This is a genomic window from Nocardioides sp. NBC_00163 (assembly GCF_045206295.1).
Lineage (GTDB): Bacteria > Actinomycetota > Actinomycetes > Propionibacteriales > Nocardioidaceae > Nocardioides.
Genome location: NZ_CP108155.1, coordinates 5458567 through 5481288, shown reverse-complemented (window position 1 = coordinate 5481288; position 22722 = coordinate 5458567). Strand labels below are relative to the sequence as shown.

The 22722-nt window shown below is 67.3% G+C and carries 17 protein-coding genes; 10 read left to right on the top strand and 7 right to left on the bottom strand.

The features are described 5' to 3' along the window. Window positions 1-181 precede the first annotated feature (181 nt). The 4 genes from OG801_RS26220 to OG801_RS26205 all read left to right on the top strand — a co-directional run bounded on the left by OG801_RS26220 (window position 182) and on the right by OG801_RS26205 (window position 6539). Complete coding sequence (locus OG801_RS26220; protein WP_406031979.1) at window positions 182-574, top strand: DUF433 domain-containing protein; 393 nt, start codon at window positions 182-184, stop codon at window positions 572-574. Continuing rightward, window positions 574-1080, top strand: coding sequence for a hypothetical protein (locus OG801_RS26215; protein WP_406031978.1), 507 nt, complete (start codon window positions 574-576; stop codon window positions 1078-1080). Before OG801_RS26220 ends, OG801_RS26215 begins: the two co-directional genes overlap by 1 nt. A 1138-nt stretch (window positions 1081-2218) precedes the next feature. Further along, the gene (hrpB, locus tag OG801_RS26210) at window positions 2219-4768 is read left to right on the top strand and encodes an ATP-dependent helicase HrpB (RefSeq protein WP_406031977.1); all 2550 of its coding nucleotides are present in this window, start codon (window positions 2219-2221) and stop codon (window positions 4766-4768) included. Between the two features lie 37 nt (window positions 4769-4805). Then, window positions 4806-6539: a helicase gene (locus OG801_RS26205; RefSeq protein ID WP_406031976.1), complete on the top strand. Its 1734-nt coding sequence runs from the start codon at window positions 4806-4808 to the stop codon at window positions 6537-6539. An 85-nt stretch (window positions 6540-6624) separates the two neighbouring features. Here OG801_RS26205 and OG801_RS26200 read toward each other — a convergent pair whose 3' ends face one another. Next, the gene (locus tag OG801_RS26200) at window positions 6625-6957 is read right to left on the bottom strand and encodes a hypothetical protein (RefSeq protein WP_141793738.1); all 333 of its coding nucleotides are present in this window, start codon (window positions 6955-6957) and stop codon (window positions 6625-6627) included. A 163-nt stretch (window positions 6958-7120) separates the two neighbouring features. Between OG801_RS26200 and OG801_RS26195 the strand changes: the two genes are divergently transcribed. Beyond that, a complete protein-coding gene (locus tag OG801_RS26195; RefSeq protein ID WP_406031975.1) occupies window positions 7121-7501 on the top strand; it encodes a RidA family protein in 381 nt (126 codons plus the stop codon). A gap of 80 nt (window positions 7502-7581) precedes the next feature. On the opposite strand, the gene OG801_RS26190 is transcribed toward OG801_RS26195, so the two are convergent. Beyond that, entirely contained in the window at window positions 7582-8064 is a 483-nt protein-coding gene (locus OG801_RS26190) for a VOC family protein (RefSeq protein WP_406031974.1), read from the bottom strand. Window positions 8065-8643: 579 nt separating this feature from the next. Between OG801_RS26190 and OG801_RS26185 the strand changes: the two genes are divergently transcribed. The 5 genes from OG801_RS26185 to OG801_RS26165 all read left to right on the top strand — a co-directional run bounded on the left by OG801_RS26185 (window position 8644) and on the right by OG801_RS26165 (window position 14941). Next, the gene (locus OG801_RS26185) at window positions 8644-9657 is read left to right on the top strand and encodes an NAD(P)-dependent alcohol dehydrogenase (protein WP_406031973.1); all 1014 of its coding nucleotides are present in this window, start codon (window positions 8644-8646) and stop codon (window positions 9655-9657) included. 131 nt (window positions 9658-9788) lie between these two features. After that, entirely contained in the window at window positions 9789-10391 is a 603-nt protein-coding gene (locus OG801_RS26180) for an antibiotic biosynthesis monooxygenase family protein (RefSeq protein ID WP_406031972.1), read from the top strand. Between the two features lie 136 nt (window positions 10392-10527). Then, window positions 10528-10923 carry a hypothetical protein gene (locus OG801_RS26175; protein ID WP_406031971.1) on the top strand — a complete coding sequence of 132 codons (396 nt, stop codon included), beginning with the start codon at window positions 10528-10530 and terminating at the stop codon, window positions 10921-10923. Beyond that, window positions 10920-12824 (top strand): caspase domain-containing protein, encoded by a 1905-nt coding sequence (locus OG801_RS26170; RefSeq protein WP_406031970.1) that lies wholly within the window; start codon window positions 10920-10922, stop codon window positions 12822-12824. The genes OG801_RS26175 and OG801_RS26170 overlap by 4 nt, the downstream gene beginning before the upstream one ends. A gap of 239 nt (window positions 12825-13063) precedes the next feature. After that, window positions 13064-14941: a tachylectin-related carbohydrate-binding protein gene (locus OG801_RS26165; RefSeq protein ID WP_406031969.1), complete on the top strand. Its 1878-nt coding sequence runs from the start codon at window positions 13064-13066 to the stop codon at window positions 14939-14941. A 651-nt stretch (window positions 14942-15592) separates the two neighbouring features. Here the strand turns inward: OG801_RS26165 and OG801_RS26160 are convergent. The 5 genes from OG801_RS26160 to OG801_RS26140 all read right to left on the bottom strand — a co-directional run bounded on the left by OG801_RS26160 (window position 15593) and on the right by OG801_RS26140 (window position 22648). Continuing rightward, complete coding sequence (locus tag OG801_RS26160) at window positions 15593-16291, bottom strand: pentapeptide repeat-containing protein (protein WP_406031968.1); 699 nt, start codon at window positions 16289-16291, stop codon at window positions 15593-15595. 268 nt (window positions 16292-16559) lie between these two features. Further along, window positions 16560-17636 carry a hypothetical protein gene (locus OG801_RS26155; protein WP_406031967.1) on the bottom strand — a complete coding sequence of 359 codons (1077 nt, stop codon included), beginning with the start codon at window positions 17634-17636 and terminating at the stop codon, window positions 16560-16562. Between the two features lie 184 nt (window positions 17637-17820). After that, complete coding sequence (locus OG801_RS26150; protein ID WP_406031966.1) at window positions 17821-20715, bottom strand: metallophosphoesterase; 2895 nt, start codon at window positions 20713-20715, stop codon at window positions 17821-17823. A gap of 119 nt (window positions 20716-20834) precedes the next feature. Beyond that, entirely contained in the window at window positions 20835-21434 is a 600-nt protein-coding gene (locus OG801_RS26145; RefSeq protein ID WP_406036306.1) for a response regulator, read from the bottom strand. A gap of 65 nt (window positions 21435-21499) precedes the next feature. Beyond that, window positions 21500-22648 (bottom strand): sensor histidine kinase, encoded by a 1149-nt coding sequence (locus tag OG801_RS26140; RefSeq protein ID WP_406031965.1) that lies wholly within the window; start codon window positions 22646-22648, stop codon window positions 21500-21502. Window positions 22649-22722: the final 74 nt, after the last annotated feature.

The following is a 22722-nucleotide window of genomic DNA, read 5'->3' as shown; positions in this document are numbered from 1 at the left end:
GGCGCGCAAAGGGATCGTTGTGCCTAGCGTGTCTCCGGTACAGGAGAAGCTCTGGTCATTCGCTGACCTCATGTCGCTGCGGATAGTGGCGTGGCTCCGCAAACCCAAGGGCAGTGAGGACGATCGGCTGCCTGCGAGTCCGATGACGCAAGTGAGGTCGGCGCTGACGCAGCTCGCGCAGATGAACATCGACTTGTGGAGCGAACACGAGCCAGGAAAGACATCCCTCGTTGTCGATCAGCGAGGCGACATATTCCTGCGCATGCCGAATGGCTTCGCCGACACGAGGGGCAATCACGCGCTCCCCCACGACAAGCACTTCGGACTTCTCGATCCATTCGAGTTCGAGGGACACACCGGCCCCGACCTCGTACGCCCTCGGTCACACTTGAGGATTGTCCCCGAACGTGTGGCCGGCGAGCCGCACGTGGAGAACACGCGGCTCACGACTCAGACGCTCGCCGGTCTTGCCGCGCGCGGGTACAGCATCGCGAAGGTCGCAAGCATGTATGAGGTGTCCGAGGACGCGGTCTGCGAGGCAGTCGACCTAGAGACGGCACTCGGCGCCGCCTGATGTCCGAGTCAGTGCTGAGGCTGGTACTGGACCAGAACTTCCCTCAGCCCCTGCTCCGAGACGTCGGGGAATGGATCCCCCCGGAGGTCGAGATCGTCCACCTCGGCAATCTTGATGATCGGCTCCGCACAGTAAGCGACCGCGAGCTCTTCATCGCACTGCACCAGCTCGGGTATGACGGGCTGATCACGAGCAATTGGAAGATGCTCAACATTCCCATGGAGGTGGCTGCAATCATCGCCACAAAGGCAGTTGTGATCGCGATGAGAAGCATGGGCCATGACCCGATTAGAGCAGCCGGAGCCCTCCTGCTCGAGCTACCGGGATTGGTGGAGCGAATACGCCCAAATCGCGCCAACGTCTTCTTACTTCACTACGAGCGCCGCCGACCCGAGGACGCTTGGGAGTACCTCAAGCGAATAGCAGATCGCGAATCTCTCTCCCCTCAGGGTCTGCTCGACCGTGTCCGGGTAACCAGCGAAGAACTCGCGAACCCAATCCTCTAGCGACCCCGATCAACAGCAGCATCAGGAGTTCCCCGAATCGGTGCCGACTAGCAACGCGGCAGGTGCGCAACGCGGCCCTCCGCGGGAACGACTCGAGGCCCTTTCGCTACTGCATCTGCCGCTGTTGCGTGCATTCCCGCAGTGCGTCACACCGCCGCGTCGGGGTCGCGAAGTGTATAGAGCGATGTTAGGGGCTGTACTCACGCTTGTTGGCCGATAATTAGGGTTCGGCCGGCATCGGCACACGGCGTGGCGCCTCGGCACCCCTCCAGACAACGATCAACTCGTGACCGTGTCCCGTGTGAGCGCTCGGCTTGGTTGCCGTGAACTTCACGCCACCGCCTGATTCTACGACCGGAACGGCAAGCATCCCGGAACCACTTGCCGAGAAGCCGTCATGCACGATTGGCCCGCCAAGAAACTGGATGGACGGTGACGTGATCCTCACGTCGTGAGCGGACTCGGTCCCGCTGTTACGCAAGACGAAGTTCCCGTTGGCTAGCGACTCAACCTGCCATCGAACGCGGTTGGCCAACGACTCACTTTCTGCGCGCTCAGACTGCCGTTGTTGTTCGGCCTCAAGAAGGTCGTTGGCGCGCCTGGCTTCCTTCGCCTGCGTCCGCGCGTATTTGACAGCTCCAAACGAGACGCAAAGAGCCAGCCCAGAGAAGATCAAGCCAAGGGTCGCAACCATGACCAGATGATCGCAGGAGTCGGCAGTAACCGCATCGCCACCGGCCATGGAGTATCGCTGCAGCAAGGCTGCAGGCCGGCCCTATCCCGGTGGATCGAGGCTAAGTAAGACCAGCGTTGTTAGCCGGGAAACCATGCGTCACTCCGCCGCCAGTGGGGCGCACAAACTGTGTCGAGGCTTGAGGCGGTGGTGGACGGAAGTGCAAGCGGTCGATGCTGCACCGATCGGCTGGAGCGCTGGGGACACCGGATAGCGACCGGCTGCGGACGCGACGAGCCTGAGACACATGGCCCTTTCAGTACTGCTTCCCACATCCACCAGTCCCAGATCGTCACCTCCGATGCGATGCGTCGGACGATGGGCTCGTCTGCTCGGGCGTCGTCGTGATGACAGCCCTCGGCGCCGACGCGACACCGGCCGAGGCACGTCAGGCACACTGCAGGAGTGTCCGACCCTCTGCGCAATCTGCTCGCCGCGCCGCCCGATCTCCCGGTCACCGCCGGCTTGGCCGCTCTCGACCAGGCGCTTCGCACCCGCGGAGTCGCGGTGGTCCACGCTCCGCCGGGCACCGGCAAGACGACCTTGGTCCCGCCCGCGGTCGCCGAGGTTGTCGCCGGACGGGTCGTCGTCACGCAGCCCAGCCGCATCGCAGCCCGTGCTGCTGCCCGTCGGCTGGCGCACCTACTGGGCGAACCGGTTGGCGAGACGGTCGGATACTCCGTGCGCGGAGACCGACGCACCAGTCGACGTACACGTGTCGAGATCGTCACGACCGGCCTGCTGCTTCGGCGGATCCAGCACGATCCCGAGCTGGTCGGCGTCGGGGCCGTGGTGCTCGACGAAGTGCACGAGCGCCACCTCGACGCCGACCTGACCTTGGCGCTGCTCATCGACGTCCGGGCCCACCTGCGCGAGGACCTGTCCCTGGTGGCGATGTCGGCCACCATCGAGGCCGAACGGACCGCCTCCCTGCTCGGTGGGGACGACACCGCTCCGGTGATCCGCGTCCTGGGTGCTCTGCACCCGGTCCAAGCGGTCTGGTGCCCGCTGCCTGCGGGGGTACGCCGCACCGACGACCGGGGCATCACCCCGGCCTTCCACGACCATGTCGCCGCGACCGTACGTCGTGCGCTCGCCGAGCACGAGGGTGACGTCCTGGTCTTCGTGCCGGGTGTCGCGGAGGTCGAGGCGACCGTACGCCGCCTCGCCGGCGTGGACGCGTCCGTCCACGCCCTGCACGGACGTCTGTCCGGCGCCGAGCAGGATCGTGCGCTCAGCGAAGGCCCGCGTCGACGAGTGATCGTCTCGACCGCGGTCGCCGAGTCGTCGCTGACGGTACCTGGGGTACGGGTCGTGGTGGATGCCGGATTCTCGCGCGAGCCGCGCACTGACCACCGTCGCGGACTGGCTTCTCTGGTCACCGTCGCGGTGAGCCGGGCAGCGGCCGAGCAGCGGGCGGGTCGGGCCGGACGGCTGGGGCCGGGCGCCGTGCTGCGTTGTTGGTCCGAGGCGGAGCACGCGCATCTGGCCGCTCACCCGGAGCCCGAGATCGCGACCGCCGATCTGACGGCCTTCGCCCTGGAGGTGGCGTGCTGGGGCAGTGACGACGTTCACGACCTGGCGCTGCTCGACCAGCCACCGGCGCATGCGATGGCGGCAGCCAAGGAGGTGCTGGTGGATCTGGGGGCGATGACCGAGGAAGGGAGAGCCACCTCGCGGGGCCGGGTGATCGCTGGCGTACCGGCCGATCCCAGGCTGGCGCGTGCCCTCATCGACGGGGCTGGTCTCGTCGGGGCCAGGCGGGCCTCAGAGGTGGTCGCGATGTTGAGCGAGGACGTGCGCGCTCCCGGCGGCGACCTGGTTGCTGCGCTCCGGTCGCTCCGTGGCAACCAGCGTGCGGGCTCGTGGCGCAGCCAGGCCACCCGCCTGGAGAAGATCGTCGAGAAGCAGGGTCCCACAGGCGGCCGGAGCAGCGCGTCGGACCATTCCCAGGCAGCCCGAGGACTCACCGATGACGTGGCGGTGGGGCTGGTGGTGGCACTGGCGCATCCGGACCGGATTGCGCGCAAGCGTTCGAGTGCCCCGAGCTACCTGATGGCGTCCGGGACGGGCGCGGCGCTCGATCCGCGTGCTTCGGGGCCCTTGGTCGGACTGGAGTGGCTCGCGGTCGGAGACGCGGAGCGGCGGCCCGGGCAACGTGAAGCCCGGATCCGAGCGGCGGCCCCGCTCACCGAGGACCTCGCGCTGGAGGCGGCCGGGTCCCTGTGGACCGAGGTGGACGAGGTCACCTGGACCGGAGGGCGGGTGCTGGCTCGCCGACGTACGCTGCTGGGCGCGATCGAGCTCCGCTCCGTCCCGCTCAGCGATCCACCGGCCAACGCCGTGACCGAAGCGATCCGAGAGGCGGTGGCGAGCGAGGGAATCGCTCTCTTCACCTGGTCGGAGGCGGCCACGGCGCTGCGCGCCCGCCTCGACTTCCTACACCGTGCGCTCGGTGACCCGTGGCCCGATGTGAGCGACGCGGCACTCACTCAGAACCTCCAGTCGTGGCTTGGGCCACAGCTGGCACGGGTTCGCTCGGCCCAGGATCTTCGTCGCGTCGACGTCGCTGCCGCGCTGCGGGCGATGGTGCCGTGGCCGCAGGCAGGCAGGCTCGACGATCTGGCTCCCGAGCGAGTGCAGGTCCCCAGTGGGTCGAGCGTGCGGATCGACTACTCCGCCGACCAACCGGTGCTCGCTGTGCGGATCCAAGAGGTCTTCGGCTGGACCGCAGCGCCGGTCCTCGCGGACGGCCACGTCCCGCTCCTGCTGCATCTGCTCTCCCCCGCGCGACGCCCAGCAGCCGTCACCGCAGACTTGGAGTCCTTCTGGGACAACGGCTACCCCGGCGTTCGTGCTGATCTGCGCGGGCGCTATCCCAAGCACGCCTGGCCGGAGGATCCCCGCAGCGCACCAGCCACCGCGCGTACGAAAAATCCCCGCCCCCGAAGATGAGCGGCGGGTCGACTCGCCTGGAGGATAGCGTCTGGGTGTGGCCAATCCTCGCCGATCCAGTGCTCGTCGCCGCGGCGGGCGCCCGCGCCGGAGCGGGACGCGACAACCGACGAAGCCGTTGCCGGCCGTCGGCCCGGGCGAGCGGCTGTGGGTGCTCGACGTCCCTTACGGCACCCAGGTCGAGGGCGCCACGTGGCACCCGGGAGTCAAGACCCACCTGTACGTCGGGCACGCTGTGCCGGCGCACCTCGCACCCTACGCTCCGGGTCCGTACACGCTCGGTCGGTTCATCGAGAGCACCCTCAACCCCGACCTTCCGACGCAGAGCCTCGAGGCGACCGACGCGCTCGAGCCGCGGCGGATCCAGTACGAGGCTGCTGACGCCATCGCGGCGCGGGCTGCGGCGGGCGGGCGGCAGTTCCTGCTGGCCGATGAGCCCGGCGTGGGCAAGACGATCTCCGCGGTCCTCGGGGCGACAGCGGTGGGCGACCTCCGCGGTGCGCGACGGGTGCTGGTCATCGCCGACCGTCCCGCCGCGATCACGATCGGCCACTGGTGCCGCACGATCGCGGCGCTGGGCGACGGCGGTCTCGAATGGGTCGTGATCACATGGGACCGACTGGAGAAGGTCAAGGACCACGCGTGGGACGTGATCATCGCGGACGAGGCCCACGCGCTGCGACGTACGACGACAAAGCGGTGGAAGCTCTGGGCGCGGATCTCGGGCCACGGGCGGCCGCACGACAAGGCACCATTCGTCATCGCGACGACCGCGACGCCCGGACACACGCCGCTCGACCTGCCATATCTCGCCCCGGCCTATGCGCAGGTCCTCGGCGAGCCGATGCAGGAGTGGACCTCGGCGACCCAGCCCGGCGCCACGTTCGCCACCGCGCTCGAGCGCAACGGCGTCGGGGTCGAGCGCGGACGCTACGGCGCAACATGGACCGCCGACCCGGCGCGGCGCGCCGCGGACCTCAAGCTGGTACGCGGCTGGCTCGAGGACGAGCGGCCGCCCGCGATGCTGCACCGCGCGGCACCGTGGGGGCCGGTGCCGATCTCCGGCATGCCGGTGGCACTCACGCCGCCGGAGCGGACGGCGTACGAGGCCGAATGGGGAGAGTTCTGCCGCGAGATGGACATCGCCCGGCGTGGCCGCAATGTCGCAAAGGGGCGGGCAGCGCTGCTGCGCTTCCGGCAGAAGGCCGGGCTGATACGCGTCGACTCCACGGTCGCCTGGATCGTCCAGCAGGTCGAAGCTGAGCGACAGGTGGCGTGCTCGGTCGAGTTCGTCGCGACCGCCGCCGACCCGATCGCCGACCGGCTGCGTGACTCCGGCCTCGAAGTCGCCACGATCTACGGCCGCGACCGGTTCGACGCAGAGGCCGAGCGGCTCCGGTTCCAGACCGGGCAGGCGAAGGTCTGCGTCTTCACCACGGTCGCCTCGATCAGCCTGCACGCCGACGAAATCCTCGCCGACGGTCGCCGGGCGAGCAGCGAGCCGCGGGTCGGTGTCTTCCACCAGGCCCGCTTCTCGGGTATCGCAGGACGGCAGGTGACCGGCCGCACCCACCGCGACCACCAGCTCTCGCCATGGCACATCGCGTACGCCGAGGGCACCGTCGAGGAGCAGGTAGGCAGGGTGATGGTCGAGCGGATCGCTGCGGCCTCTGCCACGGCGGGAAGCGACACCACCGGCCTCACTGCCCTCGCCCAGCTCCTCGGCGCCGACTGGCTTCCCTCCACCACCCTGACCGAGGACGGCGCCTGAGAGGTGGCGCGGCATTCGCCGCGAGCGCGCTACATCGCCGCGATGGGTCACTCACCGAAGGGACGGGCTGTCGAGGTCTCCCTTCCTATGGCGTCGTCGTGGCAAGAAGGCGTCGCGCACGACGACCCAGATCGCTCAGATCCACCCGACCCTCCTCAGCCGCGGCCGCCAGACGCGCGGCGAGGTCCATTGCCTCGTCGAGCTCGGGTGCGGTGACCGCGGACTCCTGGCCCATATCGCGAAGGATTGTGATCTCGGTCCTGGACGCGATCAAGGGATCGGTGACCCCGTCGATCCAGACTCGAGTGCGGCGGCCATCGCCGCGTTCCTCCCCGGTGATGCGCTCCAGGGCGAAGATACGGTCGGCGCGCGCGAACTTTCCGAAACCCAATGCCACCATCCGGGAGTCCGATGCCATGTAGTCATCTTGCCATTACGCATCGAACTTTGATTTGGCGTGCAACCCCGGCTGACAGAAGGGGTCCCGCGTCATACCGCCGCCTATCGGGTAAGAACACTGCAAGCCGAGAAACACCTCAGCGGGGACCTTTTGATGGGACGATCAGAACAGGAGGTCTGAGATGCCGCGTCAGATCATTACGACATCAAACGCACCGAGCTCGTCGCTCTTCAGCCAGGGAGTCAAGGCCGGCTCCCAGGTGTTCATCTCGGGAACCACCGGTATCGACCCGAGCACGGGTCGCACGACCGGCGACAGCATCCAGGCCCAGACCCGCCAGGCGTTTGCGAACTGCGAGGCCATCTTGCGAGAGGCCGGTGCGACCCTCGATGACGTCGTCGAGGTAGGCGTGCTGCTCACTGACCCGGATGACTTCGCCGGTATGAACGAGGAATACGCCCACTGGTTCCCCGTCGATCCGCCCACCCGCTACGCCGCCAAACTAGGAGCCGAGATACCAGGGCTGCTCGTCTCGATTCGCATGACGGCATGCCTTGCCTGACCGTCAGGTCCATGGTTGATCCACGTCCTGCGCCTCAGGTCTGGGCCTGCGCACTTCGCCGCGAGTGGCGTACGCCTTGGCTAGAAGTTGAGTCGCGGTTGGTCATAGAAGTTCGGCGGCCCGGGCCCGCGCCCGAACTCAACTCCGGCGAAGATGCCAGGTGGTCCGGTGTGTGAGCCGGCCACAAAACGCAGGATGGTCCCATCCGGATCCGCCACATCCATAGCGATGCCGAACTCCCCGCGATCGTGAATCTCGCCGTGCGCGATGCCCAGATCAACACACCGAGCGACCACCATCGACATCTGTTCGGGCGTGCTGACCATGAACGCACAGACATCGAAACCGTCCAGCACCGGGCCACTCGCACAGTACTCGCGCTGACGAAGGCCGATCACGAAACCGGCAGCGTGGTCGGCAAGCACGATCCCCCGGACCGCCGAGTCCTCGTAGAACTCAGCCGCCAACTCGAGGCCGAACAGGTCGGAATACCAACGAGCACTGCGAGCCAGATCGCTCACCGGGAGCTTGATCTGGCGCACGCCGACAATCGGGAGCTTCATGCCTCGCAGCATTCCGCAGCCACGAGGCACCAGTCGACATGAGTACGCGTGTTTCACCATCGGTGATGAGCGCCGCCGCAGGTGTGGAACTTTCCGCCGCTTGTCGGCCCGCTCGATGCGCCGGCTCCTACAGACCGGCGGGCGCGTTGCCTGGACGGGGCAAGACGGCTGAGCGCTAGGAGTAGCGGTGGCTCTTCGCCGCGTGGCCTTGCTCGCGTGTGCAGGTGCGTCCATTCATCGAACGGTGGCCACACAGCGCCTCGGCGGGCGAAGGTGGAGCAGCCGACATGGCGGCCTGGGCCTTCGCAGGTCGAACCGCCGCTCTGGTCGGCGTCGAGTCGGCGGTCGACGCATCTTGCCTTTCGCGATACCGGGCCTCGCGCATCGCCCGCATTGCGGCGTCCTTGCTCATTGTGTAATCACCTGACGAACTCTAGGCGTGCGTACCGACAGTTTCGTTCAGGCGCGGCGCCGACAGCCGCCGCCGCTTCCCATCCCGGCAGCCCGGGATCCACGAAGGCACCTCCTGTCGGCTTTCGTGTTCATCGGTCGAGGACGCCGTCCCAGTACGCTCCGACCATGAGAGCGATCGTTCAGGGCCGCTACGGATCCGTCGACGACCTCAGCCTGAGCGAAGTCCCTCGGCCGGACCCAGCCGAGGACGAGGTGTTGGTCCGGGTCCGGGCAGCGTCCGTACATCCGGATGTGTGGCACGTCGTGGCCGGCCGGCCCGCGGTCCTCCGCCTCATGGGCTCCGGAGTCAGACGCCCCCGCGAGCGCGTACCCGGGACTGACGTCGCTGGGGTGGTGGAGTCCGTCGGTAGCGCTGTAACCCGGTTCGAGCCGGGTGACGAAGTCTTCGGGGAGACCATTCGCGGTATCCAATGGCGCAACGGCGGTGCGTTCGCCGAGTACGCCACGGCCCCCGAGGAGGGAGTGGCGCTCAAGCCTTCCGGCGTCAGCTTCGAGGAGGCGGCCGCGGTGCCGACCGCCGGGCTCATCGCCTTGAATAATCTGCCCCGACGACGGGTGCCCTTCGGGTCGCGAGTCCTGGTCAACGGCGCTGCGGGAGGCGTCGGCGCGATCGCCGTACAGCTTGCCAAGGCCTACGGCGGGCATGTCACCGGTGTCGACCACGCGAGCAAACTCGCACTCGTGCGCTCCCTTGGCGCGGACCGAGTCATCGACTACACCTCTGAGGACTTCACGCGCAGCGGTGAGCAGTGGGACCTCATCTTCGACGTGCCCGGCAACCACTCCTTCAAGGCGATCCGCCGTGCACTTGACCCGCGAGGGAGCTACATCCTGATCGGGCATGACGCATTCGGGGCAACCGGCCACCGCTGGCTCGGCAGCATCCCGCGCGTCCTCGGACTCGTGGCACGCTCGGCGGTCTCCCCCCAACTGCGCGGAGGGTCCTTCGCGTCACCAGACAAACGGCAGCTGATGGGCACCCTTGCGAGTCTCATGCAGACCGGCCAGCTGCGCGTGGTGATCGACCGGATCTTCCCTCTGAGCCAGGCGCCGCAGGCATTGCGCCACCTCATGTCCGGTCAGCCTCTTGGACGGGTCGTAGTCCGCATCGACGACTGAGGCACCGCGTCCAACCACTGCGAGCGGACATCCGAGGAGCTTGGCTATGGCGTCCCCGCACCCAGAGGAGTAGACAGGGAACTACCGGCGGTGCCGGTCGGGCACTGCCCTGTCCTAGAAAGGAGCGGGCCGTGTACGCACGTTCCAGTACGTTCCACGGGAACCCCGGCAACATCGACGCGGGCATCACATTCGTCAAGGACGAGGTCGGGCCCATGCTCGACAGCATCGAGGGCTGTCGCGGCCTCTCGATGCTGGTCGACCGCGAGACCGGGCACTGCATCGCAACAAGTTCGTGGGAAGACGAGGCGGCCATGCGCGCCAGCGATGAGCAGCTTCGCCCGGTACGCGATCGAGGGAAGGACATCCTCGGCGGTTCCATGCAGATCGACGAGTGGGAGATCGTCGTCATGCACCGTAGCCATCACGGCGAGTGCGCCCGAGTCAGCTGGCTGCAGGGTGACCTCGACGCCATGGCCGAGACCTTCCGGGTAGGGATCCTTCCCGAGCTCGAGCAGACCGCTGGATTCTGCAGCGCCAGCCTGTTGATGAACCGGTCGTCCGGCCTGGGTTGCGCCACCACAGCCTGGGAGTCCCGCGCCGCGATGGAAGCCAGCCGCTCGGCGGCCGACAACATGCGCAGCCGGGCCGCGAGCGACGCGGGCGGCGAGATCGTCGACGTGCACGAGTTCGACCTCGCGTACGCGCACCTGCATGTCCCCGAGATGGCCTGACGTCCACGTCTTCGCCGAGCCCGCCCTGGCCGGGCTCGGCCACCGTGTCGGTGAATCCGCTGACGAGCCCCCGGTCTGGGAGGAGACTGACCATAAGGGAGTCCTTTGAAGCGAGGAGCCGAGGATGAGTCGCCAGATGACCATCACGATCCACGATCCTGATGTGGAGCGTCTCGATGAGCTCAGTTCGGTCTTGCGCCGGGAGCTGCTGGACCTCGGCGTCGATGATGTCGAACGCGCGAGCGCGGGCGAGGCGCCCGCTGGCGCCCGGGGCGTCGACGTCGCGGAGATCGGGGTTCTGCTCGTGGCTTTCCAGGAGTCACTGGTCGCCGTGACCGCCATCGCGGGGGTGATACGGGGGTGGATGTCCTCTACTCGCGGGGCCAACGCGGTCGAGCTCACCATCGGCGACCAGACACTCAAGATCGACTCGGCGTCGCGGGAGCAGCAGGATCGACTCATCGACGAGTTCGTCGCAGCCCTGCACGGGTCAGGGAAGCCGGACCCACCTGCCTCCTCACCGGTGCCATGACCGCGGGTCGGCGCAGCGCGCTGGTGGTGGCGAACGATACGTACGACGACCAGCGGTTGAGCAGGCTTCGCGCGCCCGCCACCGACGCCGAGCAACTGGCAAGCGTGCTCCGGAACGCCGAGATCGGGGGATTTGAGGTCGAGGTGTCACTCAACGAGCCGGAGCATGTGGTCCGGCGCAAGGTCTCGAGCTTCTTCGATGACCGCGGGCCGGACGATCTCCTCCTGCTGCATCTTTCGTGCCACGGGGTGAAGGATGAGGACGGGAGGCTCTACTTCGCTACGCCGGACACCGAGATCGACCACCTGGACGCCACGTCCCTGCCCGCCGACTACGTGAACAGGCAGATGACGAAGAGTCGATCCCGGCGCATCGTGCTGTTCCTGGACTGCTGTTACAGCGGCGCATTCGCGCGCGGGATGATGAATCGCGGCGATGAGCGCATGGACATCATGGAGCGTTTCGATGGCCGCGGGCGGATCGTGCTGACGGCGTCGAGCGCGATGGAGTACTCATTTGAGGGCGACCAACTTGCCGGCGAGGGCAAGCCGTCGGTGTTCACCTCGGCTCTGGTCGAGGGTCTGGCCACCGGCGAGGCGGACCGGGATCGTGACGGTTTCGTGTCAGTCGACGAGTTGTACGACTTCGCCTTCGACCGGGTGCGGACCGTCACGCCGTCGCAGACGCCGGGCAAGTGGGTCTTCGACGTGCAGGGGGACTTCCACATCGCCCGCAGCAACCGTCCGCCTGAACCGGTGGACCTGTTGGCCGACTTGCGTGGGGCCATCTCGAGTCCGTTCACCAATGTGCGTCTCGGTGCAGTGGAGGAGCTGGCCGCGTTGCTGGACGACGCGGACTCCGCTCGCGCCGCCGCGGCCCGCATGGCGCTGGACGACATGGCTGAGCATGACACACAGAGTGTCGTGCGAGGGTCGGCCGAGCGAGCTCGTACGCCCGGCGACGCCCCGCCCCAACCGTCACCGGCCGCCCCCGAGCAGCCGACAGTCGTGCCACCCCTACCGGACACACCCGCACCGGCAGCCGAAGCCGCTGTCGCGCGCGAGCCCGAGCACAGCCCGCAGCCGGTGGCAGCTGCCGAGCCCCAGCCGCCCGCGTGGGTTCCGGCCGTCGCGTCAGTAGCTGCCGTGGCGCTCCTGGCTGCGATTCCGTTGCCGTTGCTGGCCGAGACCCCGTCGTCCTGGGACTCGTTCGCGGTCGTCGCGCCGTTCGAGGCGGCGGTTGCCGCCCTTGCCCTACTCCTCGCTGCGGTCCGGCTCCGCAGTCAGCGGTTGGCCACCGCCGACGCAGCCGGGCTGTTCATCGTTGTCGGGGTACTCATGGGCGCCGCCGGCATCGGACTGGTGAAGTTCTCACTCGAGGAGATCGGCGCCATCGGTGTTGTTCTGGGTCTTCTCGTCGTGTGCGGCGGAGTGGGGGCTGTCGTGGCAGGCCGGGCGTGCTTGAGCGTGTCGCCGAGGGATCGCGACCTCGGTCCTGTCGAGCCGGTCTGGCTTGTATCGGCCATGGCGGGCGCTGGACTGGCGACGCTCGCGCTGTTCATCCCGTACGACGGCTTCAGCTCGTACTGGACCGAGGTCGAGGAAGGCGCAAGCGCCGAGTTCATCTTCGAGCCGGCGGCAGTGGTCGGTTGCCTGGCCTTCGGCATGCTGTCCCTTTCCTCCCGGCGTCGGTTCGCCACCGCCGTCCTGATCTCTGCCGGTGCCCTCACCGCAGTCCACTACGTCGGGGTCGTCATAGCGGCCTGGGTGGCGATCGGCGAGGAAGGCGAGGTGCGTTCCGCCGGGTGGGTCGGCATTGCCGGGGGCCTGCTGGTCGCCTTCGCTGCATGGCAGATCCAGCAGTCGCTGACACGGGACGGCCCGGGGTCTGGCACAACCTGACCCGCTCAGCAGGGGCACGTCAACATCGCCTAGATAGGGCATGACTCCGCACATCAGCAGCAGTTCCATGGGTTATGGCTTTCTTTCCTGCGTCTTTGGCCGACTTCGGCCACGGCTCCATGACTCTGGGCGACGGAACGAAAGCCCTGGGTAGCCGTCCACTGATGGCCCTTCTTGTCGATTGGGATAGCAATCCCAGCAAGATCGCGAGTTTCCATGGACTCGGCTACTACGAACAGTTGGCGTTCGGCAACCCATCGCCGCCGTTCTCGACGGCCGACCCGATCAACCCGGCCAGCCTCTCCGCGTACTTTCAGGAGAACAGCCTGGGCCGCTTCGGCTACACCCGGGTGGGCCTCTTCGAAGTCACGATGGGATCAACGGTTCCGGACGGGGTGCCGTCCAAACGCTGCAGGCAGGTGCTGGAGACGTTTCCGCCTAACATGCTTGCGCAGCACAACGTCGACGCTGACGCCGTGCTCGAGGAGAGCGAACTCAGCATCGTGATGGTGGAGAACTTCGCCGGCGCGTTGCCGGGCATCGCCTTCAACGAGGCGTTCACCCTGTCCGGCAGCACCACCCCCTTCCTCCCTGACGGCATCCAGATTCGGATCCGATTGGCGGGAGGCGGCCCCCTGACGCCCTTCTATCAATTGGCCCACGAAGCTTCCCACCTGTTGCGCACGATCGACATGTACAACATGGGCCAGCAGCCCAACAGCGGCAACGTGCTGATGACGCTGATGAGCTCCTTCTCCTTCACCAGCGACGATCAGGTCGTCGTGCACCTCGACATGTGGCACAAGATGCAGCTCGGCTGGGCGGAACCACGCCGGTTCGCGCTCAAGAGCCAACGGTCCGAGGACGTGCGCGACGACACCGCCGACGGGGCCATCATCCTCTGGGACGAGACCCGGCGGGACAGCGAGTACTTCCTCGTCGAGCGTCGCAGGTCCGACGGGCCGGCCCGGCGTTACGACGCTGACTTCCCCGGTGACGGCGTCTGCGTCTGGCGAGTGCAGAAGTCGACCCCGAACGGACCCATCGTCCAGAACCTGCGCCCGCCTGACCTGCTGGCCGGCGTCCAGGGAGTCTGGCAGGTGGGCCAGGAGACGCCTCCCCTTGTGTGGTCAGACGGGACGACGACAAATGTGACCCTCAAGTTTGCCGCGGCCCCGGACGGCCGCGTGCGCGTCTCCTGGGGTGAGGCGCTGACCCACGCCAGCTCGGTGCGGCACCTGCGGCTGTTCCATGGAGGCAACGGCTCCGACGGCGTCGGTGGTCTCACCCGCCAAGGGGTCTTCTTCGGAGTGACGACCGAAGGCAACCTGGAGTGGAATCGCTACAACGGCCAGGGCGAACAGGCCGGTGACCCGCTGGCCCTCCAGTCGTGGTCCCCCAACACCGGGAACCTGATCGGCCGCGGGTTCGCCCACCTGAAGCAGGTCGTCGGCGCCGGGGACGGGGTGATCTTGGTGGTCCACCCCGACGGGACGCTGCGCTGGTTCGGCTACGACGGTGCCGGCGAGCCCGACATCACCGGCGCCGCGGGGTTCGTGCCGAACTCCGGCAACACCATCCGCAGCGGGTTCGAGAACGTGACCAAGATGTTCGTCGCGCCGCGCATCGGCATCGGCATCCATGGGTTCAACATCTTCACCGTCGAGACCGATGGCTTCCTGCGCTGGTACCGGTACACGGGCAACGGCGAGCACGACCCGGCCGGCACGACGGGCTGGCACCCCAACTCGGGAAACATCGTCGGGCAGGGCTGGCAGGGCGTACGCCTGGTGTACGCCTCGGCGAACGTGTTCTTCGTGGTCACCGAGGACAACCTGCTGCGCTGGTACTCCTACTCCGGCAACGGTGAGGAGGACCCATCCGGCGTGCTGGGCTGGGCCGCGAACACCAGCAACCCGATCGGCCGCGGGTTCGGTGACATCGTGCACCTCTTCGGCGGTGTCACCAATCAGGGTGGCTTCGGGCACAGCATGTTCGCAGTCAACCGAGCCGGGGACCTCCGCTGGTTCCACTACCGAGGTCAGGGCGAACGGGACGAGACCGGCGCGAGCGGGTTCATCGCTCGCTCGGGAAACGTCATCGGCACCGGCTGGTGAGCGCAGCCCGAGCTTCTGATCGAAGACGTCGACGATACGAGTGCGTCTATCCGGCGCGAGTAGCGCGCTGGAGACCACACGAGGTCGCCGACTGAATTGTTCCTACTTGCCAAGCCGAGATTCCGAATGGACGAACTCGTCCCTATCAACCGGATCATTGGGTCCGTCCTTGAGCGCTTGACCTTGATCGCACAGCGACTCTCGCCGCCCATGCCTCGACAACGCGCACATCAGGGGTGTCGATGCCCGTACCGAGGACGGGACCTGTCCAAGTTTCCGGAGCGAAGACCCCTTCGGACACCCCAAGCTCAGGGGCAACCAAGACGGGCACTCCAGCAGCAAGGGCAATCCCAACCTCGGCCTGAAGCCAAGAACTTGTCCAAGTGGCGCCGACCACGTGGCTTTGCTGCGGGCTGCCGTCTCGCCATGTTCCAGACGCGATGAACATCTGACCGAAGCCCAGCACTAGGGCGCCATCCGCCGTCGTGATCCGGTCGATCAAACTTTTCCACGGATCGCGCGAATATGAGTCGCTGCGAACCTGATCAACATCGAAGCCCAGTCCGAAAAGACGCTCATGCCATCGATCGCTCAAGGCACGCTGCGAGGGGCTCAGGCTCGACGGCTCACACAAGAAGATCCTGGGCGGCGTCATGATGGACGATCTGCTGTCGGGACTACTGCATCGCGACGCCCGACCAAGCCGTCATCGAGGAGAGCAGCAACTTCATCCGGCACCCCCTCCGCTCCCTCGAACCTGGCTCCGCCGATCCGGGCGCCCTCAAACTTCGCACCGTCCAGCACGGCCCAGCGGAAGTCGGCATTTCTGCAGTCGGCACCTACGAAAACTGCCTTCCTTAGGTGCGCTTCCAAAAATACGGCCTCACAAGCGATCACGGCCTTGAACGAGGCGTTATCACACCTCGCGCCATACAGGTCCGCCCGAGAAAGGTCGACCGCCGCTGCATCACCCGCCTTCTTCCCGAGGTAGGCGTTGCTGAGATCGCAGTTCTGCAGATCTGAATCTTGCAGGTCGCGTGCGTAGCGCAGGCCGTCGGCGAGTACCTTCTGCAATCGCGGGGGTTGCTCCTCGCGAAGCATGCCAGCCATCAGTTCGGTCGCTTCCTTAACGTATGGCCTGCCCAGCGCCCCCTGTTCGGTGCGGCGATCAAAAAACCGCCGTAGAAGCACCGCGCCCGCCATGCGAGAGGTCGCATTGTCGGATGCCAACGCCTCCACCGTCGAAGCGAACGAAGCACCCACTTCGGCCAGGCGGTCGCGTCTCGATCGATAGTTGAAGTACTTGAATAGCCCGAAAACTGCTGCGGCGAGGCCGCCGACAACCGCCACCCAGCCTTGAACTGTCTCGGGAGACAAATGGGACTCCACTCTTGCGCGCCGATCCTGGCTAGGACTCTAGCCAGGCCGACAGAAGACAGACAGCGACGCGCCACGGCTCCAAGTGCCGGGCGCCTGATTCCGCCTCCTGTCGGCGCCGACTGTTGCCTACTTCGGGCTGCTCGGAGCTGGACGGATCAGCAGGCCGAGACCAGGTCTTTTGGCGGTGAACTGGGTATGGAGCCAGTTCCGCTGGCCTTTGTTGCAGGAGAAATCCCCATTAGCTGAGTTGACCAAAACGCAGGTTGCGATTCAAGGCTGACTTTGCGTCCCAGTCGAACTCGGTGTGAAGTACGGCTGTGAGGTCCATCTGCTCGTGCCGGCCGAAGTTCACGCACGCCGCGGTCTGCTTCGGGCCCGGGTACGGCAGATGCAGGGAGGTTCCGGCCCGCACCTGGACCGGAGATCGTTGCAGCGCCGAGACGTCCGGTGAAAGCACCTGCTCGGCGTCAAGGCTAGGTTGCACCAGCGCAACAGCGAGCGCGTTGCCACTGCGGTTGTCCACGTCGAAGCCACGCTCGCCGAGTTCCAAGGACACTCCTAGCATCGTGACTGGCTTGCCCGTGACTAGCCGGACCGGCAGTCCAGGCGTGGGGTGGTCGTAGGCAGAGCCGTGCGGTCGACGCAACGGCGGGAACGTTTCCGCGCTGCTGGAGTGCAGGTGAAGCTGGCGGACCGCCTCATAGTCGTCGATCGCGCGGTAGAACTGGTTCGACGCCGTCCAATCCGGCATGTCCACGCCGACACCGAGGATGGCCGCACGCCACTTCGTCGAAGTCGCGTTCTTTCGCTGCGTATGGTCGCGGTTGCCCTGGCAGGTCAGCTGAAAGCTCGCTAGCACTTCGCGCTGCAGCAGCATGAGCGCTTGCACCAGGCAGCGAGCCAGGTCTTTCGGCTCCCCGAGCGCCAGCCAGGTCAGGCCGTACATGACCTCGGCGCGGGCAGCGTCGAGCGGACGATGGCGAGCGTGCCCGATCGCTTCGGAGAAGGCCTGCCTTGCGTTGCTAAGCATCTCGGCACGATCCTCTGGCCGTCGGTGAGCCGGTGAGGCGTCGAGCAGCAGTCGGCCACCGGAGATCATCGCAGCGTGGTAGGGATCCTTAGCCTGAACATCGAGCTTCCCCTCGATGCGCTCAAGGTGCTCGTCGACCTGCTTCTGTCCAGAGACCACAGCCCCCAGCAGCGCGGTAACGACGTCGGCGGCATCGCCTCGCGTTAGGTCACGATTCTCAATGGCGGCGCGCAGGACACGCATGCCGCCCTTGGCGACCAGCGTGGTCACAAATACCTCGATCATCACCGACTCCTCTCGCCTTCAACCACTATCGCTGATCGCCACGCGCCCCACGAGGCGTCCCTGTAATCGTCAAACGGGCCTATCTCATGCCCCTGCAGGCGAGCAATGGGCGCCGAGGCGGGTCCGCAGGGAGGTCCGTGCGCCTCGAGACGAGGAGGCAGACAAAGTTGCACGATCCCAGGTCTTAGTCCGATGCGCGCGTCTCGCGCGACTGAGAAAGATCAGTCACGCGCGAGGCCGCATCCGGGAGACTGATCCTCGCCACCACTTCGATCTCGACCGGCTGGTCGCCACGGACGCGGTGGATCTTCACCACGGCCTCGGTGGGTGAGGTCTCGAACTCGAGGAAGTGCTTGAAGAACGGCGGCTCGTCGAGCGAGTAGATCTCGGAGACGAACTTCTGGATGGGCCCGAATGGCGGGTTCAGGCCGGGGAAGGCGATCTGCGCCCGGCGTCTGGTCCGCCGATCGACGCTTTCGACCTGGGCAGCTTGGCCCTCCTGCTCGGCGTCGATGATGGCCGTCGCGGCCGCTTCGCTGATGAAGTCGAAGTGCGTCGCGGCGCCCTGGCGGTAGCGGGGACTCACCCACGCCTTGGGATCCAAGATCAGCAAGTACGCGCCGAGGAACACCAGATGGGCGAGGAAGACGGCGGCGCCGACCGCGACGACAGTGAAGAAGGCCGCGCCGACCGCCACGGCAGGCCACCACGTCCTGAGCTCGTTCGCAACCTGGCCGGGTGCCGAGAAGCCCGGTACGTCGAGCAGGCCCGGCACCGCCGCCCCCAGCAGGAGCACCCCGAGGGCGAGGACGGCGACGACCAGCAGCGGCATGTACAGGCGCTCGTGCTCGCGTCGCACCCAGTCGACGACCAGCATGCCGATCACGGTCACCACGATCAGCGCTGGCAGCGCGAAGGCGGCCCGCATCCACTCCGAGTCGACGGCGTCGGCGATCCACCACCAGAGCACCAGCGTCACAGGCGCCGCAAGGAACATGAGGGGCTGAACCAGCCGACGCCGCCAGCGGATCCACGCCTGCGCCCGGCGTACGGGCTCATCGTGCAGGCGGCGGGTGAGGAAGTCCGGGGCCAGAACGGCCGCGAGCACCACCGCCGCGATCACCGCCGACGGCACGAGTCCGAGCAGGCCACTGAGGAACAGCACGGTCAGGCCCTCGCCGCTCATCACGCGCAGCATCTCGCCCGAGACGACGGCCGTCTGCGCGAGCACGGCCCACACGACCGAACGCTCGAGCCAGCTCGCGGCCCTCGCGCCGTTCACGGTGGTGACGATCCGTTTCCGCCACCCGATGATCGCCAGGACGGCGTAGAGGTCGACCGCGACGACGAGGACCCAGGACACCGTACGTCCTTCGTCCGAGCCTCCCGCGTCCAAGCCCATCGGCAACAGAGCCAGGACCACGAGAGCCGCCAGCACGCACGCGAATGCGACGTGATGCCAACCGGGCACCCGCTCGACGGGGCTCCACCACCTCGACCAGCGCACGCACCAGGCGTTGAGGCAGATCCACAGGGTGCTCGACCCGAACAGCACCAGCAGCGCTCCGGCCGCATCGGGCAGATAGTGGTGCAGGAACAGCGTCGCCAACACCCCGACGACCAGCGCTTCGAGACGCAGGAGCAGGCGGCGTACGAAATGACTGTGTCCGGGACGTTGCGGCATCAGGTGCAGCAGCATCAGCACGATCATCGCGGCGATCGCCGCACCCCCGGGACCGACTCGGACGACCTGGTCCCCGAGCTGGAGCTGACGGCTCCACCCGGTCTCGGCGAGCCACCGGCCCAGGACCACTCCCCCGCCGAACATCACGACGGTCAGCAGCAGCCGCCAGATGCTGGGGACCAGCTGCTGGGCGAAGTACGCCAGAGACTCGGCCGACCCCGGGAAGATCCTGGTCGGCCGAAATCGAAGGTCGGTTCGCGCATCCGAGGCGGCCGTCCGGATGGGATGGGTGGCGTGGGTGTACGCGCCGCCACCACCACTGACGATGTGCCATAGGCCGTCGCGTGAGCTGTCCGGCGTCGTCGGGTCGTACAGCTGGAAGTTGTGCGTGTCACCTCCCACCGTCGCGACGTAGCGGTGCTTCCTGTCGGTCACGACGTCGTAGACGGTCTCGCCGGGTCGTCCGGCCACCACACCCTTCCGGCGCTCACCGTTGACGAGCAGCGGCTTGCCGGTCATCAGGATCTTCGGTTTCTCGCCGCTCAGCGAGCTGAGCCAATCGAGCTGCGCCCCGTCGATGGTCCCGTCGATGCCGGTGTCGATGCACACCAGGTCCACGTGCTCGGCCTCGATGACGAAGTACGGCGCCGGCTGTAGCGTGGCTTCTGGTGCCGGATCGCCACCCGGGGCTGGTTCCCCCCACCGCGCCGGCGCGGCTCTGCCGGCCGGTTCGCTGGGGGTGCGCCACATGATGCGGCCGAAGCGGTCCCGGATCAGCTGCCATCGCCCCAACGGCTCGTCGAACGACGGCGCCAGGAGATCGCTCGGCCAGGTCGGCGGTGCGTCCGCCGCGTACAGGAACTGGTGGGCGAAGCCGTAGAGGCCGTCGTACCAGTCGTGGTTGCCCGGCATCGCATAGACCGGGACGTTCTCAGGAAGCGAGAAGCTGTCGCGTACGTCGAGGGGCGCCTTGAGGTCCGGCACCCGGTTCGACCGGTACGGCTTGTAGAAACCGTCCACGTAGTCGTTGACGTTCCCGGACGGGTAGATCACGTCGCTCAGGACGAGTACGAAGCCGGCTTGTTCCGCGGCTCGCGCCAAGGCGGGCGCGACCACGTACTGGGATGGGTCCTGCTCGCCGGTGTCACCGATCACGAGGAACCTCGAGACCCCGGCGGCGGGGATCGTCAGGGGCTCGTCCTTCTTCGTCCAGTGCGCACGCAGGTTCTCGACGAGCCCCTGCGTACCGCGTCCCAAGACGTCGTTGACGGACTCGATGAGGGTGCGTGCGGCGATCCAGGAGAGGCTGTTCCACTTGGTCGGGTCGTTCTGCAAGTAGTCCCGCGTGCGGGCCCAGTCCTCGGTCCCGGTCTCGGAGTCATCGCCCAGAGTCATAGACATCCCCTCCGCAGAACGGAACTGGTCGGCCCGCCCGACCGCATGTAACAGGTCTAAACAGATCCCCGCGCGGCGCTACGGTAGCGCGAACCATCTCCTCAAGATGCGGTACGGCCCTATTCCTTCACGCGCTTGGTCTCGTACGCCCACATCGCGACCTCGACTCGGTTGCGGGCGCCGATCTTGTTCATCAGCGCGGCGACGTGGGTCTTCACCGTGCTCAAGGTGATGTTCAGCTCCTCGGCGATCTCGGCATTGGTGCGGCCGCGCGCGACGGTGAGCAGGACCTCCTCCTCGCGCTCGGTGAGCGGCTCGATCGGCTGGGCCGGCGGCGTGGCTCGCTCCAGGCCGGCCAGCGTGGTGAGGAGGCGGCGGGTGATGTTGGGCGAGATGAGCGCGTCGCCGTTCGCGGCTGCGTTGATCGCCTGGACCAGCAGCTCGGGGCCGGCGTCCTTGAGCAGGAAGCCTCGGGCGCCGGCCTTGAGGGCGCCGTGGACGTACTCGTCGAGGTCGAAGGTGGTGATGACCACGATGGCGAGCGGGTCCTCGACGCCGGGGCCGGCGAGCCGGCGGGTGGCTTCGACGCCGTCGATGCCGGGCATCCGGATGTCGAAGAGGCAGACGTCGGGACGCAGCTCACGGGCCATCGTCACTGCCTGATGACCATCGATCGCCTCGCCGACGACCTCGATCCCGGGCTGCGCGTTGAGGATCATCGTCAGGCCGGTACGTACCAGGAGCTGGTCGTCGGCGACCACCACCCGGATGGTCCCCTGGCTGGTCACCGAGACACCTCGCGCGGCAGGGTCGCCTCGACGGTCCAGCCGCCGGCCGGGTCCGGCCCGGCCTGGCACACGCCGCCGAGCAGCTTGGCCCGCTCAGCCATCCCGAGCAGGCCGTAGCCCACGCTGGTCGCGGGGCGGGCTGCTTCTCCGTCGTCGTGCACACGCAACCGTACGACGCCGGCCTCGCCCCGGACCTCCACACTCACCTTCGTGGGGTAGAGGGCGTGCCGGATCGCGTTGGTGACCGCCTCCTGACAGATCCGGTACACCGACACCTCGACCGGCTGCGGCAGGTCGGCGAGATCGCCCACGCACTGCACCTGCACCAGGGGGCTCATCCGGGTCAGCTCGTCCAGATCGCCGATACCCCGCTGCGGGCCGTATTCGACTGGCACTGCGTCGGCCGTCTCGCCATCGCGGAGCACTCGGACCATCGTGCGCATCTCGGACAGCGTCTGGGAGGCCTCGGCCTCGATCACCGCCAGTGCCTCGAGGGCCGCGGCCGGGTCTGTGGCCGCCACCGCTCGTCCCGCCTGCGCCTGGATCGCGATGGCGGAGACGTGGTGCGCGACGGTGTCGTGCAGCTCGCGGGCGAGGTCGCCGCGCTCGAGGGTCCTGACCTGCTGGACCTCGCGCTGGCGCGCCACCGCGCGGTAGCGCATCGCGGCCCCGAGGGCGAACGACGCGACCACCACCATGGCGCCGCCGATCAGGTCCCCGACGTTCTCGGTCGCGGCGAGTCCCAGAGTCACCGGGACGGCGACGATCGCTGTCCCGATCAGTGCCTCGCGTCCTGATGCCCAGCGGTACAAGGAGTAAGGCAGCAGCAGGACGCAGGCCATGGTGTTGAGCCCCACCTCGTCGACGCCGCCGAAGAACGTCGGGATCTGCAGCACCATCGCGCCGCCGCCGAAGCCGACCACGGTCGCCAGGAGTGGATGAGTACGCCGCCAGAGCAGGGCCGGGATCACCAGGAGCGCGACCACTGTGGCCAGGGGACGCCACGGTACGTCGGCGCGGAAGATCGCCTCGCCCACGGCCGTGACCAGCAGGGCGCCGACCAGGGCCCAGTCCCACCACGCCCGAGCCGGCGGGTCCGGGGCACGGGGCTCGGCTAGGACTGAGCGGAAGAAGGCGGTCACCACCTCTCGACCCTAGCGAGCGGACGGCCTCGTCGTACGGGGCACAAGCACGATCCTCACCTCGTACTTTCGGCCGA